General features: G+C 65.3%; 13 protein-coding genes, 1 pseudogene and 1 riboswitch. Of the genes and pseudogenes, 1 reads left to right on the top strand and 13 read right to left on the bottom strand.

The window, feature by feature from the left end; all coding sequences use genetic code 11:
* The first annotated feature begins 227 nt into the window (after nucleotides 1–227).
* Nucleotides 228–1,307, top strand: coding sequence for a PA0069 family radical SAM protein (locus E5678_RS00275; RefSeq protein ID WP_136176677.1), 1,080 nt, complete (start codon nucleotides 228–230; stop codon nucleotides 1,305–1,307).
* Between the two features lie 27 nt (nucleotides 1,308–1,334).
* Here E5678_RS00275 and E5678_RS00280 read toward each other — a convergent pair whose 3' ends face one another.
* The 13 genes and pseudogenes from E5678_RS00280 to thiC form a co-directional block, all read right to left on the bottom strand.
* The gene (locus tag E5678_RS00280; RefSeq protein WP_136176678.1) at nucleotides 1,335–2,222 is read right to left on the bottom strand and encodes an alpha/beta fold hydrolase; all 888 of its coding nucleotides are present in this window, start codon (nucleotides 2,220–2,222) and stop codon (nucleotides 1,335–1,337) included.
* A 331-nt stretch (nucleotides 2,223–2,553) separates the two neighbouring features.
* A complete protein-coding gene (locus tag E5678_RS00290) occupies nucleotides 2,554–3,390 on the bottom strand; it encodes an alpha/beta fold hydrolase (protein WP_247596862.1) in 837 nt (278 codons plus the stop codon).
* 33 nt (nucleotides 3,391–3,423) lie between these two features.
* Nucleotides 3,424–5,028, bottom strand: coding sequence for a wax ester/triacylglycerol synthase family O-acyltransferase (locus tag E5678_RS00295; RefSeq protein WP_136176680.1), 1,605 nt, complete (start codon nucleotides 5,026–5,028; stop codon nucleotides 3,424–3,426).
* 181 nt (nucleotides 5,029–5,209) lie between these two features.
* The gene (locus tag E5678_RS00300; RefSeq protein WP_136176681.1) at nucleotides 5,210–6,613 is read right to left on the bottom strand and encodes a YihY/virulence factor BrkB family protein; all 1,404 of its coding nucleotides are present in this window, start codon (nucleotides 6,611–6,613) and stop codon (nucleotides 5,210–5,212) included.
* Between the two features lie 72 nt (nucleotides 6,614–6,685).
* The gene (locus tag E5678_RS22410) at nucleotides 6,686–6,901 is read right to left on the bottom strand and encodes an oxidoreductase-like domain-containing protein (protein WP_210732028.1); all 216 of its coding nucleotides are present in this window, start codon (nucleotides 6,899–6,901) and stop codon (nucleotides 6,686–6,688) included.
* Between the two features lie 54 nt (nucleotides 6,902–6,955).
* Nucleotides 6,956–7,159, bottom strand: a pseudogene (locus tag E5678_RS22415) (DUF1653 domain-containing protein); the annotation flags it as partial.
* A gap of 48 nt (nucleotides 7,160–7,207) precedes the next feature.
* A complete protein-coding gene (locus E5678_RS00310; RefSeq protein ID WP_168708451.1) occupies nucleotides 7,208–8,116 on the bottom strand; it encodes a universal stress protein in 909 nt (302 codons plus the stop codon).
* Nucleotides 8,117–8,240: 124 nt separating this feature from the next.
* Complete coding sequence (gene thiD, locus E5678_RS00315) at nucleotides 8,241–9,842, bottom strand: bifunctional hydroxymethylpyrimidine kinase/phosphomethylpyrimidine kinase (RefSeq protein WP_136176684.1); 1,602 nt, start codon at nucleotides 9,840–9,842, stop codon at nucleotides 8,241–8,243.
* A gap of 172 nt (nucleotides 9,843–10,014) precedes the next feature.
* Entirely contained in the window at nucleotides 10,015–10,794 is a 780-nt protein-coding gene (locus E5678_RS00320; protein ID WP_136176685.1) for a thiazole synthase, read from the bottom strand.
* Between the two features lie 30 nt (nucleotides 10,795–10,824).
* Nucleotides 10,825–11,205 (bottom strand): aspartate 1-decarboxylase, encoded by a 381-nt coding sequence (gene panD, locus E5678_RS00325; RefSeq protein ID WP_136176686.1) that lies wholly within the window; start codon nucleotides 11,203–11,205, stop codon nucleotides 10,825–10,827.
* A gap of 59 nt (nucleotides 11,206–11,264) precedes the next feature.
* Nucleotides 11,265–11,477 carry a sulfur carrier protein ThiS gene (gene thiS, locus E5678_RS00330; RefSeq protein ID WP_136176687.1) on the bottom strand — a complete coding sequence of 71 codons (213 nt, stop codon included), beginning with the start codon at nucleotides 11,475–11,477 and terminating at the stop codon, nucleotides 11,265–11,267.
* A complete protein-coding gene (locus E5678_RS00335; protein ID WP_136176688.1) occupies nucleotides 11,470–12,582 on the bottom strand; it encodes an FAD-dependent oxidoreductase in 1,113 nt (370 codons plus the stop codon). The genes thiS and E5678_RS00335 overlap by 8 nt, the downstream gene beginning before the upstream one ends.
* A 3-nt stretch (nucleotides 12,583–12,585) precedes the next feature.
* Nucleotides 12,586–14,496 carry a phosphomethylpyrimidine synthase ThiC gene (thiC, locus tag E5678_RS00340; protein WP_136176689.1) on the bottom strand — a complete coding sequence of 637 codons (1,911 nt, stop codon included), beginning with the start codon at nucleotides 14,494–14,496 and terminating at the stop codon, nucleotides 12,586–12,588.
* Nucleotides 14,497–14,664: 168 nt separating this feature from the next.
* Nucleotides 14,665–14,782: riboswitch (TPP riboswitch) on the bottom strand.
* Nucleotides 14,783–14,830 lie beyond the last annotated feature (48 nt).

Consider the following 14,830-nt stretch of genomic DNA (forward strand, 5'->3'; position numbering starts at 1 on the left):
CGACGCCTCACCAGGGGGCCGGGAAGCTCTGAGGGTCGGGCTCAGCAAAGTATTGTGAACCGAAAGGGAAACGGACGTGTTCCCGCCTGGACAAACGCCGAGCGGCCCGGGGTTCTGTGGGTTGCCCATGCAGGATTTGCTCATCTGTGGTGGGCCGCTTTCATTTTTTCCTGATCTGTTCGATCGGCGGCGGGCTAGTGGAGCTGATTTTATATACAGTACGTCGGATGAGCGAATTTTTCATTCCATTGCAGTTTGTTAAAGGCCGGGGTGTGGCCCACCGTCAGCCGCACCGGTTCGAGCGTGATGAGCGTTCGGCCTTTGACGACGGCTGGGGGGAGGCCGAGGTGGCCGCTGGTGAGCCGCAGGCCACTCAAGTCACTTTTGAAGACGCGCGCAGCGTCATCACCCGCAACGATTCGCCCGACATCGGCTTTCACCTGGGGCTCAACCCTTACCGGGGTTGTGAGCATGGCTGCATTTACTGCTATGCGCGCCCGAGCCACAGCTACCTCAACCTTTCGCCGGGTCTGGACTTTGAAACCCGGCTGATAGCCAAGCGCAATATCGGCGCCGTGTTGCGCGCCGAGATCACGCATGCGCGCTACCAGCCCGAGCTGATCGCGATCGGCACCGTGACCGACGCTTACCAGCCGGTTGAGCGGGAGCTGCGGCTCACGCGGGCTGCGCTGGACGTGCTGAGCGCCGCGCGCCACCCGCTGGCCATCGTGACCAAAGGCAGCGGCGTGGAGCGCGACATCGATCTGCTGGCGCCCATGGGCGCAGAGAACCTCGCAGCGGTCTATGTGAGCATCACCACGCTGGATGCGAAGCTCGCGCGCATCCTGGAGCCACGGGCTGCCGCGCCGCACCGGCGCTTGCGCACCATCCGCACACTGGCCGAGGCAGGTATTCCAGTGGGTGTGAGTGTTTCGCCGCAGATTCCTTTCATCAATGACGACATGGAGCGCGTGCTGGAGGCTGCATATGAGGCTGGTGCGCGCCGCGCTTTTTACCAGGTCATCCGCCTGCCTTGGGAGGTGGCGCCCATGTTCCGGCAGTGGCTTGGGCTGCATTACCCCGATCGCGCTGAGCGCGTGATGGCGCGCATACAGGACATGCGCGGTGGCAAAGACTACGACGCAGATTTTGCCGCTCGCATGAAAGGCCAAGGCATCTGGGCCGACCTGTTGCGCCAGCGCTTTGTGAAGACCTGTGACCGCCTGGGCTACCAGCGCGAGCGCCATGCGCTGGATTTGTCGCGTTTCCAGCCATCGGCGTTGTGCCCGCAGCAAGAGCTGTTTTAGAACACGCGGCCGTTGCGGCCTGGGTACTCAGCCAGGTTTGCGCCCGGCAAGGTCGGCCATGCCTTGTGCAAAGCGTTCCAGCAGGGCCTCAGGCAGGTCGTGTCCCATGCCGGGAATGAAGTCGGTTTCAGCATGGGCAATGTGCTGCGCCAGCTGGCGGCCACAGGTCACGGGTACCAGGGGATCGTCGACCCCGTGCACGATGCGCGTGGGCGCCGTGATGCGGGAGAGCAGCGGCGTGCGGTCACGGTCTGCCACCACCGCCAGCAGCTGGCGCGCAGAACCGGCGGGGTGCCAGGCGCGCTGCACCGAGGCCAGGGCGCGCTCACGCACGATCCGTTCGTCCGACGGGAATTGCGGGCTGCCGATGACGCGCAGAACACGCACGATCCAGTCCACGGCGTGATGGGCGCCCGAGCCCATGGGGCGGGACATGAGTGCGCGCCGCACGGCCCAGCGCGGCTGGGGCAATGAGCGCGCTCCACTGGTCGTCATCATCAGCGTGAGGCTTGCCACGCGCTGCGGCGCGCTGGCAGCCAGGTGCTGAGCGATCATGCCGCCCATGGAGGCACCGCACACATGGGCCTGTTGTATGCCCAGCGCGTCCAGCACGCCCAGGGCATCTTGTGCCATGTCGCTCAGGGTGTAGGGTGTGCGCAGCGGCAGGCGCAGCACATGGCGCAGGCCGGCCAGCGCCATGTTGGGCACGCCCGCATGGTCAAAGCCCTGGCTCAGGCCGATATCGCGGTTGTCGAAGCGGACCACCCGAAATCCGCGCTCCAGCAAGCCTTGCACCAGGGCTTGAGGCCAGGCGATGAGTTGCATGCCCAGACCCATGATGAGCATCACCACCGGCCCCTCACGAGGGCCCTGGTCGTCCACCTCGATGTGCAGGCCGTTGGCTTTAACTTGCATGTTTCAGTGCTGCAAAGTGTGACCCACGCTGCGGCGGAGCGTGGGAGTCACCGGGCCAGCCGCCGGGCCGCCCCAAGGCAGGCCCAGCCCCCTCGGGGGGCAGCGACCCGCGAAGCGGTGGAGTGTGGGGGTCACCGGGCCAGCCGCCGGGCCGCCCCAAGGCAGGCCCAGCCCCCTCGGGGGGCAGCGACCCGCGAAGCGGTGGAGCGTGGGGGTCACCGGGCCAGCCGCCGGGCCGCCCCAAGGCAGGCCCAGCCCCCTCGGGGGCAGCGACCCGCGAAGCGGTGGAGCGTGGGGGTCATGCCTGCAGCGGTGGAGCGTGGGGGCAACATCAATACCATTGCGTCATCGCCTCTGGCTGGTGCGCCACTTTGAAAAACCAGCGGCGTGCACCTTTGACATCGAAGCGCATCCAATGCGCCGGGTCCTGGCGCAACCGATCGGCAATGGCGTACATGGCCATCGGGTTCATGCCCATGCCGATGTGGCTGGCGTGCACCTCAATGTTTTCCGTGTGGGCGTGGCGTGGCGGGTTGATGCTGCATTGCCAGGCCACGATGCCGTCGCTCTTGCTGTAGATCGACGTGGTCGGCACGGGTGGTGGCTTGCGCACCTCCGACAGCAGGTCTTGGTCGTGCGGGTGCTGGCCACTCACCATCTGATAGAAACGCCAGGCGTTGGTGGCCTTGGGGTGGCCCGTGAACGGTGTGCCCAGCGTGATGACGCAGCGCACCAGGTCGGGCATTTCCTTGGCCATCTCGCGTGCGTAAATACCGCCCAGGCTCCAGCCGATCAGGCTGATCTTGCCGCCATGCTGTTGGTGCAGCGCCTGGATGCGCGCCCGGCAAGCTTCCAGCACGCCTTCGCGCGGACCGAGGTTCACGCCTTGTTTCCAGCCGTGTGGCTGGTAACCGTGTTGCTTGAGGAAGCGGCGCAGCGCTGCCGTGCTGATGTCGGCGGCGCCCAGGCCGGGAAACACCAGCACAGCGTGGCCGTCGCCCGAGGGCATCTTGGAGAGCCAGGGCGAGACCGCCGCCAGCGCCAAGGCTTCCCAGGGCGCGCGGGCCTCGAGCAACAGCAGCCCCAGGCCGGGTGGCACCAGGTGCAGGCTGGTGTTGTCGTGTTCCGGGGGCTCTGGGTTGGACATGGGGTGGAAACGTTGACTCATGCGTGCGCAAAAAGTTGAAACCATGAAACCATATTAACGACTGCGCGCCTTGGAGACGGGTGCGCTGTCCCTCGTGCTGGGTCGCTTGCGTGACACTTTGCGCACGGTCTCGGGGGCTTTGACCGGCACCCGCTTTGAGGCGGTACGGCGGGCTTTGGTGGGCATCGGCGATGGCGCGGTCGTTGCGGCCGCAGGCTGGGGGAGCGCACGCAGTTCGTCCAGGGCCGTCTCCAGCGCCTGGGCCAGCGACTTCACGTCGGGCATGGCGGCCGCGTCGGCCATGAGACCGAAATCCATATGGGCATCAAAGCTCTGCACCGTGATGTTCAAGGCCATGCCGTGCACCACGATGCTGGTGGGGCAGTTGGCGAGCACGCGCGCACCGGCCAGATACAGCGGCACCAGGGGGCCGGGCACATTGGAGATCACCACGTTGGCCACCTGCGGCAGGCGATCGGCTACCTTGGCTTTGCCGTAGAGCGAAGCCGCGGCTTCGATCAGCCAGGGCACGCCGATCGACGGAAAGTCGGTCGGCAGGATGCTTTTCATGTGGCCCATGGTGGTCTTCATTGCACGGCTGGCTGCGCGAATGTGCGTCAGGCGCTTCACCGGATCGGCCAGGTTCGTGCCCAGGCTGATCAGACTCATCGAAGCCTGGTTGTCCGAACGGTTGTCGCCCGCCTGCCGCAGCGAAATCGGGACCGCTGCCACCAGGCTTTTTCGCGGCAGCATGTCGTGCTGCAGCAGGTAGTTGCGCAGCGCGCCGGCGCACAGCATGAGCACCATGTCGTTGAGGGTGGCATCGTGCGCATGGGCCAGCGCCTTGAGCTCTTTCAGGGGCACGCTGGCCGAGGCAAACGCGCGGGTGGTGCCGACCGATACGTTCATGGGCGTGGCCGGTGCGAGCGTGACGTTGCCCGAGCCCTTGCCCAGCAGCTGTTTGGTTGTGAGTGCGCCCTTGGCCGTGCCCGCCACCGTGCCCAGCGTGGCGGGCAGATTGCGCACGATGCGCACCACCTGGCTCACTTCGTTGGTGAGGGCACCGCGCAGCATCTCGACCATGCCGATCTTGAAGGTTTTGCTGCGTTGGGAGGGGCGCAGCTCGATCTCGCGTGGTTCGGGCGTGAGGTCGTAGAGCACATTGCCCAGCGCCACGGCGGCCTGGCCGTCCACGGCCGCATGGTGCAGCTGTGAATACACGCCCACTTGTTTGTGACCGTTGGCGCTGCGCGGCAGCCCTTCGATGACGTGCACGCGCCAGAGCGGCTTGCTGCGGTCCAGCAGTTGCGGGTGCAACACCGAAACCTTTTCTTCGAGCAGCGTGCGTGCGTCCTTGGCCGGGCCGCCCATTTTGGCGCGGCTCGGTAGCTTGTGTTCAATGATGTGGTGCGTGAGGTCGGGTTCGGCATCGACCCAGGCCGGATTCGCCAGGTTCAGCGGCATCCACCACAGGCGGCGGCGCAGGGCCGGCGTGGCGGGCATGCGAGCGGCGTAATGCCGCCGGAGATCGGTGACAAAGTGGCCACGGTAGCCAGCGGGCAGCTCCAGCAGATTCATGGCGCCCACATGCATGGGCATTTCTGGCTTCTCCAGATAGAGGAAGGTGGCGTCCAGGCCAGAAAGTTGTTTCATCGGCATGCAAGGGCTCCTCGGGCAAGGCCCCGGGTGGTTTTGGCACCACAGACCAACCCGTCAGTGGGCATGCCAATCATTGTGGGCGAGACCAGGGCGTCTGCGTGCGCTGCAGGTGACCGAAATGCTCAGGGTATGCCCCATGACGGACGGTTGGTCTGGCGGTAGCTTCATGCCCCCTGCACGTTCAATCAGGTGGGCCGGTGGGGCCTGCAGGCGGGGGTTGTTGGCCTTCGATTGGGGGTACGGGATGGGACTCAGCGCCGCCTTTTTCCACCAGTTCGCGCAAGCTGATCGCCCCTGCGGCCGTTTCAGCGGCGGACTGCATGTTGTCGAGTACGCTGCTGACCGATGGCGCCGTGGGCAAGGCACGGGGTGAAAAAAAGCGTGCCTCGCCAGCGTTCCGAATAGCGCCCATCACTTGAGCCACCGTGATCACCGATGGATCGCGTGCCGGCAGATAGCGCACCGGCTCGTCGCCGCTGGTCACCATCAGGCCGCCCTCTTGCAGGGCTTCCAGCACGACGGTCAGCACATGCATGGGCACACCCAGCAAACGCGTGAAATCTTCTTGCGATGGCGCGGGCTGGCCTGCCAGAAAGGGCGCCGCCGTCAGGTGCATGGCCGAGAGCGCCAGGCGCTCGCGCACCCGGTTGCTCAAGCGCGGTTCGCCGGCCCCCAGGTACAGGTATTCCGGGTGTTGCACGTAGAAAGCCACACTGGCACCGAACAGCAGAACCAGCCAGCTCACATAGAGCCAGATCATGAACAGCACCAGGATTGCAAAGCTGGAATAAATCGCGGCATACTGGCCCGACGACGCGACGAAGACGGCAAAAAGCCAGCCGGCGGTCTGCCAGACAATGCCTCCTACAACACCACCCACCAGGGCCGCGCCCAGCTTCACACGTGCGTTGGGCAGTAGCAGATAGACAAAGGTGAAGGCGGCGATCACGAGCAGGTAAGGTGTGATTTCACCGATGATCGTGGCCGTCTGATTAAGCGCGCTGACCGACAGGAGCTGGCTCAAAACATCGGACTTCAGCAGGGCGCCCGTGACGCCCAGCGCAGCAAAAACCAGGATAGGACCGACCAGCAAGACGCTGAGGTAGCGACTGAAGCGCTCGCCAAGACGGCGGTGCTGCGACACGTGCCAGATGTAGTTGAGCGATTCCTCGATCTTCTGCATCAGCGAGATCGATGTGTACAGCAGCAGCGCCAGGCCCAGCGCGCCGAGCACGCCAACGTTCATGTGTTCGATGAACTCGCCAATCTGGCCTGCCACCACGGCGCCTTGCTCTCCCAGCGGTGCCAGCAGGTTCACCAGCAGCGGCTGAATCTGGTTGTGCACGCCAAACGCTTTCAGCACCGAAAAGCTCAAAGCCAGCAGCGGCACGATGGACAGCAGCGTGGTGTAGACCAGGCTCATGGCGCGCAGCGTGAGCTGACCGAACGCGAGGTCGCGCACGAGGATGAGCACCGTGCGCACGAACCTCAGTCCGGCTGATTGCCAACGCAAGTGGGGCACCTGAGGGGTGCCCCAGATGCGTTTGTTCAGGCGATTCAGGGGATCGGTTTCGGTTTCTGTCATCGTGTGGTCCTGCCGTGAACGGCTTTCGGGATCCATGGTAGCAGCCGCCTCCAGCGCGGGTGCTGCAGCCGGTCAGCCGTTCAGCAGCGCCACCGCTTCAGCGCGCCAATGCGCAAGGGCCGCGTAGAACCCCTCCCAGACGCAGCCATTGCAACCGCGCTCACAGCAGGTTTGGGGCTCGGGGGGTGGCGGGCGCAGATCGTTGTCGAGATCGAAGCTGCGCCGCTGCGCCAGCCCGCGCAAATGGGCGATCAGCGCATGGGTCGCGGGCAAGTCGGCCAAGGGCATGTCGGCCGGCTCATGGCGCACGAAGCGGGGCTGCACCGCACCCTGGAAGGCTCCCGATTCAAGAAACATGGCCGCTGGGCGTACCCAGAGGCCAAAGCCACCGTAAAGCGCACGGTACAAGCTCATGGCCTGCAGGGTTTCGCTGCAGCGAACCGTATCAATGACTTCATACCAGCCGCCCTTGTAGTGGCGGTACAGGCCTGGTGACGCGCCTTGCAACGGGGGCAGATCGTGATCGGTGGGGGTGGCGGTGCTCATGGGGTGGCCATTGTCTGCGATCACGATTGGGGATCGGGGATGCGGCGCTCACTGCCTGTGCGCAGAGACCAGCACATCGCAGTGCGCCTCGGCCAGCACATGCCGGGTCACGCTGCCCAGCAGCAATTCCTCAGCCGCCTGGCGCCCATGTTTCCCGATCACGATCAGATCGCATTCCCGCTCCGTGGCCACGCGCAAAATGTGGGCGGGCGCATCACCTTCGGTGAGGCTGAGGGTGAAGTCCTGGGGTTGCAGGCTGTGTCGATCGATCAAGGCGTTGAGGTGGTCGCGGGCGTCCTGGCGTGCCCGTTCGCGGTAGTGGCCCAGGGTGTCGTCGTCGACACCGGCGAAACGCAGCTTTTCTTCAAACGGAATGGAAAAACTGTGCATGAGCACCAGATGGGCGCCGGGCGCCACCGCGCGGGCCATCGGTATGGCGGTCTCGGACCACGGGGAAAAGTCCATGGGCACCAGCACACGCTGGTAGTCGCCTTCGGGCGCGCTTCGAACCACCAGCATGGGCCGTCTGGCTTTGCTCAGCAGGCGCTCGGCGGTGGTCCCGATCAGCAGGTGGTGCAAGGGGTTGTCGCCCCGCGCTCCGACCACCAGCAGATCGGCAGGCCATTCGTTCGTGGCCTCGGTGATCATCTGCACCGGGGCGCCGTCGGTGAGCTGGGTCTCAATGGCGCCCACATGGCTGGCGTTCTTCAAGTGGCTGGCTTCGGCCTTGAGCGCAGCCATGGCTTGCTGGTGCACGCGTTCTTGCCAGGGCTGACCGGGCGACGTCCAGGCGCGCAAGTCGTCCATGAGGCTGTTGCTCATGACATGTTGCAGGCGCAATTGCCCTTGGTTTTTCTGGGCGAGCAGCGCCGCTCGCTGACCCGCCTGGATGGCAGCGGGCGAAAAGTCGGTGGCAACGAGCAGGCGTTGCGGTGTTGATGGGGGCATCGGTGTCATGACAGCTCCTCGAGTGTCCCTGGGTTCGGACGTTGGATCCATTCTACGGAGGGTATGCCTGGTGTTGGTCGCTTCGATGGCGCCTGAGCACTTCAGCGGTCGGCTGTGAGCCCTTGTCCTGATTTCAACCGCGTTTCGTTGAGTGTGCTTGCGCCGGGGCGAGCGACAAGGCGGGATGGGGCCAGCCGTGGGCGCGTGCCTTGGCATGGGACCCTGCGCTCGCCTGGCCAGCGAGCCAGGCGGTGAGCCAAGCGGGCAAGGTGCTGGCGGGATCTTTCCCCAGACCCCGCACCACGCACCCACTGGCCGCACCGGTGCCGGCGACTGCACGCAACTGCTCCGGACCCAGAATGCCGCCGATACCCACCACGGGTGCTGGTGACATGTGCACCCACCAGGCGAGGTTGTCCAGCCCCTGGGGTTCCCAGGGCATGTCCTTGGTGGTGGTGGGCCAGATGGGGCCGCAGGCGATGTAGTCGGGCGCCAGCGCGGCCGCCCGGCACAGCTCCCACAAGCTGTGGGAGCTCAGGCCCAGCCGCACGCCGGTGGCTCGGGCTTCTTGCAGGCGCTCGCGATTTTGCGCGGACAGCGCGAGGAGGTCTTCCTGCCCCAGGTGCAAGGCCTGTGCGCCGACGTCGAGCGCTGCTTGCCAATGGTCGTTGATGAAGAGCGTGACCCCGGCGGCGTCAGCGGCGCGCTGGCTGCGCCGGATGTTGTCATTCAATTGCGAGCGCCAGTGACCGTCCGAAAGCTGAGGGTCGCGTTTCATGCGCAGCTGCAGGGTGGTGACGGTGGGCGCCACACGCAGCACAGCCTCCACCCGCTCTGCGCTGTCCACGATGGCGTAAACGCCGGGGTCTGGGGCGCGGTGCCGGGTGACCCAGTGGTCGGGGGCTTGGTGATCGAGTGAAAGATGGGGCAACAAGTCAGCCTGGTGTTCGAAGCCGCTGGTGGCGATCACCGGCCCGGCGCCCTTGCCGATGGCGCGCGCTTGGCGCAGCGCATGGGTGGTGGCCATCTTGGCGAACACGGCCGCATCGGCGCTGACAAACCCGCGTGCCAATGCAGAAGCCAGCGAGGTGGCGAAGGTGCAGCCGGTGCCGTGGTGGTGTGGCGTGTCCACGCGCGGCAGTGAGAGCCAGCCCTGGGCGTGTGGGGTGTGCAGCCAGTCGTGGCTCAGGGTTTCGCTGGCGTCACCCCCGGTGATGCAGACGGCCTCAGTGCCCAGTGCGAGCAGCGCACGGGCCATGGCGGGCATGTCGCCCACTTCCGCGTCACCGAGCAGGGCCTGGGCTTCATGCTGGTTGGGTGTGATCACGCTGGCGCGTGGCAACAATGCTTCGCGGTAGGCCTGCAACAGCTCCGCATCGGCAAACGGTGCGCCCGTGCTGGCCCGGAGCACGGGATCGACCACCAGTTGCACAGGGCCGCGCTGGCGCAGCCGGTCGATCCAGCGGGCGACCACATGCGCGTTGGCCGCGCTGCCGAGCAGGCCGGTTTTGATCACCCGGGGGGGCAAGTCGCTGGCGAGCGCGGCGAGCTGGGCGTCGAGCAGTTCGGGCGTGATGGCCTGTACCTGCGATACCGCCACGGTGTTTTGCGCGGTGACCGCAGCCACGGCGGTGCACAGGTGCACACCGCATGCGTCGGCCGCGCGCTGGTCGGCCGCCAGGCCAGCGCCGCCGCCACTGTCGGTGCCAGCAATGCTCCAGATGATGGGGGTCATCTCTTTCGTCCTTCTTCAGTGACACCACCGATAGCGCAAACCCTATTCAGCAAATATCGGCCCGCGATGTCGCCCACCAGGGGCCCCGTGGAACGGGCTTTGCCCGGCCGCAGGTTCCGTCCCCCTCCCGCAGGAGCGGGGGCAGACGCGAAGCGGCGCAGGGGGTGCTTCATCACCCCACCAGAAACGGATGACCGCTGACCGGTGTGCTGGCGACCGCCATGTCTTGCGGCGCCATCACGCCAGCCTCAAAGGCCGAGCGACCGGCGTCGATGGCGAGGCCAAAGCTTCGGGCCATGCGCACAGGGTCCACCGCTTGCGACACCGCCGAGTTGAGCAGCACGGCATCGAAGCCCAGTTCCATGGCATGGGCGGCGTGTGAAGGCGCGCCGATGCCGGCGTCCACGATCAACGGAACCTTTGGCAGGCGGGCGCGCAGCGTGCGCAGCGCGAACGGGTTGATCAGACCCTGACCGGAGCCAATGGGCGCGCCCCACGGCATCAGCACTTCGCATCCCACATCGAGCAGGCGTTGGCAGGTCACCAGGTCGTCGGTGCAGTAGGGGAATACCGCGAAACCGTCTTTGATGAGTTGCGCGGCGGCCTCCACCGTGCCCCAGGGGTCGGGTTGAAGCGTGTGTTCATCGCCGACCACTTCAAGTTTGAGCCATGGTGTGCCGTAGAGCTCACGCGCCATGTGGGCCAGTGTGATGGCTTCGCGCGCGGTCCGGCAACCGGCGGTATTGGGCAGCAAACGCACGCCCTGTTCCAGGATGGCGTCGACAAAACCGTTGTCGCCCGCAGCCGCGAGGGTGCGCCTGAGTCCGACCGTCACCACCTGCGTGCCCGATGCCGCGATGGACTCGGTCAGCACACGTGGCGAGGGGTAGCCTGCGCTGCCCAACAGCAGGCGGCTGTCGAATGTGGTGCCGTAGACATTGAATGGGGACATCGGGTCAGACTCCTTGGGTCGCGGCGTTGTTCACGGGTGTTGAACCGGCACGTGATCGCGTGAACCCGTGGCGCGGTTGTGGGTGTCTACGAAAACGAGTTGGGGTTTGTGTGTGGCGATCTGGTCTTCGTGCACTTGGGCGAAAGCCGCGATGATGAGCAGGTCACCCACCGATGCACGGCGTGCAGCCGATCCGTTGACCGAAATCATTCCCGTGCCGCGTTCGCCTTTGATGGCATAGGTCACGAAGCGCTCGCCATTGTTGATGTTCCAGATATGAATCTGTTCGTTCTCCACCATGTTGGCTGCGTCCAGCAGGTCTTCATCGATGGCGCATGAACCTTCATAGTGCAGCTCGCATTGGGTCGCCGCAACGCGGTGGATCTTGGATTTGAGCAAAGTACGGAACATGGGGGTCTCCTGGGTGAGTGGGGTGAAGGGTGGCGATGCCACCCAATTCTGAGGGGTCTTCAACCACCCACGATCGCCTTGAATACAGTGAGCGCATCGCCTGGCTTCAACGGCGTTTGCTCGCGCAGGGTCAAGGGCACAAAGTTGCCGTTGAGCGCGGTGGCCACGCTCTTGGCCGGCATGCCCAGGCTTTCAAGGACCTGGGCCACCTGCAGGCCAGCTTGCCAGGGCCATTGTTCGCCGTTGACCAGGACGTTGAAGGATTCAGACATGAGTAGCCTCCAGATTCAGGCTTTGCAGTGCGTCTTGCACCAGCGCCGGCGCGAGCAGCCAGCCATGGCGAAACAAACCGTTGATGCGCAGGAGACCGGGTTCCGCATGGGTGTGCGGCGCGTTATCGGGCAGAGCAGGGCGCAGATTGCTTTCCATGTGCACGATGCGCGCCTCGGCCAGCGGGGGCAGCACGCTGTGCGCTGCGCTCATCAGCTCGACCGCGCTTCTGAGACTCACCGGTGAGCGGTCTTCGCTTTCGATTTCGGTGGCACCGATCATCACCATGTCGCCAGGCCTGGGCACGATGTAGACCCGATGGCGAGGGTGCAGCAATCGAACGGGTCTTTGCAGCTGCAGCTCGGGTGCATGCAGCCAGATCACTTCGCCGCGCACACCGCGCACCGCCGCTGCCTCGCCGCCGAGGGCACCGCGCGCGCCCACCCCGCGGGTGTCTATGGCGAGGTCAAAGTGTTGCGCGGGCTCACCAGCCAGGTGGATGACACCAGGCTCGACGCGCACCGCGCTCTCGCCCCAGCACCACCAAACGTTGTCGCTGCGGGTGGCCAGCGCCACGAGCATTTCCCGGGGCAACAGCTGGGCTTCTTGTGGCAACAGCCACGCGCGCAGTCCGGGCGCCAGCGCAGGCTCCAGCGTGGTGAGCTCGTCGCGGTTCAGCGCGCGGGGCACAGGCCAATTGTCTGCTGGCGTCGAAGCTGCGTGCAGGCGCGCGAGCACCCGTTGTGCTGCACCGGTGTCGCTGCCGTGCGCCACCATCAGACTGCCCTGCTGTGCAAACAACGGATGGCCCGCTGATTCCGGTTCGAGCGCAGCGGCGACTTCGCGCCACAGGGTCAGCGATCGCCAGCCCAAGCGCGCGACTTCGGGGCCGGCGTTGTCGAGTTCGGCCAACGGACTGAGCATCCCGGCGGCAGTGAAGCCGGCTGCGTGCGGCACCACAGGGGTGTGCAGTGAGCCAGGGGCGGGGGCATGGGGACCCGGGGCCGGGTCGAACACGGTGACGGCATGCCCGGCGCGAGAAAGGCGCCAGGCCAGCAGCCTGCCGAGCACACCCGCACCGGCGATACCGATGGTGAGCGCGCCCACCGTTCAGGCCCTGGATTTGATGGAGTCCACGGGCACGTAGAACTCACCGCCCACCGCCTTGAATTCCGCGCTCTTCTGCGCCATGCCCTCGGTCAATGCCTGGGCGTCGCTCACGCCTTTGGCGGCGGCGTAGTCGCGCACATCCTGTGTGATCTTCATCGAGCAAAATTTCGGCCCGCACATGGAGCAAAAGTGCGCTTCTTTCGATGAATCTTTGGGCAGGGTTTCGTCGTGGTAATCGCGGGCCGTGTCCGGGTCCAGACCGAGGTTGAACTGGTCGATCCAGCGGAACTCGAAGCGCGCTTTGCTCATGGCGTCGTCGCGGGCCCGGGCACCAGGGTGGCCCTTGGCAATGTCGGCTGCGTGCGCGGCGATTTTGTAGGCCATGATGCCCTGCTTCACGTCGTCGCGGTCTGGCAGCCCCAGGTGTTCCTTGGGCGTGACGTAACAGAGCATCGAAGTGCCCATCCAGCCGATCATGGCCGCGCCGATGGCCGACGCGATGTGGTCGTAGCCCGGCGCAATGTCGATGGTCAATGGGCCCAGTGTGTAGAACGGCGCTTCGTCGCAGTGCTTGAGCTGCTCGTCCATGTTGGCCTGGATCAGGTGCATGGGCACATGGCCCGGACCTTCGATCATGGTCTGCACGTCGTGCTTCCAGGCCTTTTGCGTCAGTTCGCCCAGGGTTTTGAGTTCGGCGAACTGGGCTTCGTCGTTCGCGTCTGATGCGCAACCCGGGCGCAGGCCGTCGCCCAGCGAGAAGCTCACGTCGTAGGCCTTCATGATCTCGCAGATCTCGTCGAACTGCGTGTAGAGGAAGTTTTCCTGGTGGTGGGTGATGCACCACTTGGCCAGGATACTGCCACCGCGCGAGACGATGCCGGTGCGGCGTTGCGCGGTGAGGTGGATGTAGGCCAGGCGCACGCCGGCGTGGATGGTGAAGTAGTCCACGCCTTGTTCGGCCTGTTCAATCAACGTGTCGCGGTAGATCGCCCAGGTGAGGTCTTCGGCCACGCCGCCCACTTTCTCCAGCGCCTGGTAGATCGGCACAGTGCCGATGGGCACCGGCGAATTGCGCACGATCCAGTCGCGTGTGGTGTGTATGTTCCTGCCGGTGGACAGGTCCATCACGTTGTCCGCGCCCCAGCGCGTGGCCCACACCAGCTTGTCCACTTCTTCTTCGATGCTGGAGGTCACGGCCGAGTTGCCGATGTTGGCGTTGATCTTGACGCCGAAGTTGCGTCCGATGGCCATGGGCTCGACCTCGGGGTGGTTGATGTTGGCCGGGATGATGGCGCGCCCGCGGGCGATCTCGTCGCGCACGAACTCGGGGGTGAACACCTCGGGGATGCGGGCACCCATGGGATTGCCACGCAGGCGCTGTTCGCGCGCCGGATCGTTCAGGTATTCCTGCATCCACTCGCGCTTGCCGTTTTCGCGCAGCGCCACGAATTCCATTTCGGGCGTCACGATGCCTTTGCGCGCGTAGTGCAGCTGGGTCACGTTCTGACCCGATCTGGCGCGCCGTGGCGTGCGTTGCAGACCCGCTGCCTCCGCGCGCAGCGCCTGGATGCGTTCGATGGTGGTGTTGTTCTGCTCGGCTTCGTTCTTCACGCCATCGTCCAGGGCTGCGCGCTGGCGGCCCTCATAGGTCTCGGTGTCTCCGCGTGCGTCGAGCCAGGGGCCGCGCAGATCGGGCAGACCGCGCCGGATGTCGATGCTGGCGGTCGGGTCGCTGTAGGGGCCGGAGGTGTCGTACACCGTGACGCGTTCGCCGTTGGTCAATTCGATTTCGCGCATGGGCACGTTGACACCGGGCAGCTTGCCGGCCACATGGACCTTGCGCGATGCAGGGAACGGCTCGCGGCTGAGTGCGAACTGGTCTGCGAAAGGAATTTTGTCGGGGGCGTTCATGGCGGCGGTCTCCTGGATGTGGGCTGTTGACGAAAAAGCAAACAGCTCCGGAGACCGCCCTTCAAACCCTGCACGCCATCAAGCCCAACGGGACAGGGACCTCTGGCGAGGGTGTCCGGGGGTGGTCTGTGACGCGGAAATCCGTCGGCAGACCTGTATGGATGCAAGCCCTGGGGGCTGCGCTCTTCTTTCGCCGGTACTAGCCGGATCAAGTTCGCGGGTTTGGTTGTTTTCAACCATCTCAGCGCCAGACCTTTTCAGGTCGTGTGCACCCCGGAGCAGCCTGTAGTGTAGCGACCGGTCCATGCCCGGTGTCAATTTTTTGGCGCCGAGG

This window comes from Hydrogenophaga sp. PAMC20947 (assembly GCF_004795855.1).
Classification (GTDB): Bacteria; Pseudomonadota; Gammaproteobacteria; order Burkholderiales; family Burkholderiaceae_C; genus Hydrogenophaga.

What these genes read in the sequence shown, in the direction of transcription:
- E5678_RS00275 (WP_136176677.1), top strand. Translation starts at nt 228, where the DNA reads ATGAGCGAATTTTTCATTCCATTGCAGTTTGTTAAAGGCCGGGGTGTG.
- E5678_RS00280 (WP_136176678.1), bottom strand. Translation starts at nt 2,222, where the DNA reads ATGCAAGTTAAAGCCAACGGCCTGCACATCGAGGTGGACGACCAGGGC.
- E5678_RS00290 (WP_247596862.1), bottom strand. Translation starts at nt 3,390, where the DNA reads ATGAGTCAACGTTTCCACCCCATGTCCAACCCAGAGCCCCCGGAACAC.
- E5678_RS00295 (WP_136176680.1), bottom strand. Translation starts at nt 5,028, where the DNA reads ATGCCGATGAAACAACTTTCTGGCCTGGACGCCACCTTCCTCTATCTG.
- E5678_RS00300 (WP_136176681.1), bottom strand. Translation starts at nt 6,613, where the DNA reads ATGACAGAAACCGAAACCGATCCCCTGAATCGCCTGAACAAACGCATC.
- E5678_RS22410 (WP_210732028.1), bottom strand. Translation starts at nt 6,901, where the DNA reads ATGCCCTTGGCCGACTTGCCCGCGACCCATGCGCTGATCGCCCATTTG.
- E5678_RS00310 (WP_168708451.1), bottom strand. Translation starts at nt 8,116, where the DNA reads ATGACACCGATGCCCCCATCAACACCGCAACGCCTGCTCGTTGCCACC.
- thiD (WP_136176684.1), bottom strand. Translation starts at nt 9,842, where the DNA reads ATGACCCCCATCATCTGGAGCATTGCTGGCACCGACAGTGGCGGCGGC.
- E5678_RS00320 (WP_136176685.1), bottom strand. Translation starts at nt 10,794, where the DNA reads ATGTCCCCATTCAATGTCTACGGCACCACATTCGACAGCCGCCTGCTG.
- panD (WP_136176686.1), bottom strand. Translation starts at nt 11,205, where the DNA reads ATGTTCCGTACTTTGCTCAAATCCAAGATCCACCGCGTTGCGGCGACC.
- thiS (WP_136176687.1), bottom strand. Translation starts at nt 11,477, where the DNA reads ATGTCTGAATCCTTCAACGTCCTGGTCAACGGCGAACAATGGCCCTGG.
- thiC (WP_136176689.1), bottom strand. Translation starts at nt 14,496, where the DNA reads ATGAACGCCCCCGACAAAATTCCTTTCGCAGACCAGTTCGCACTCAGC.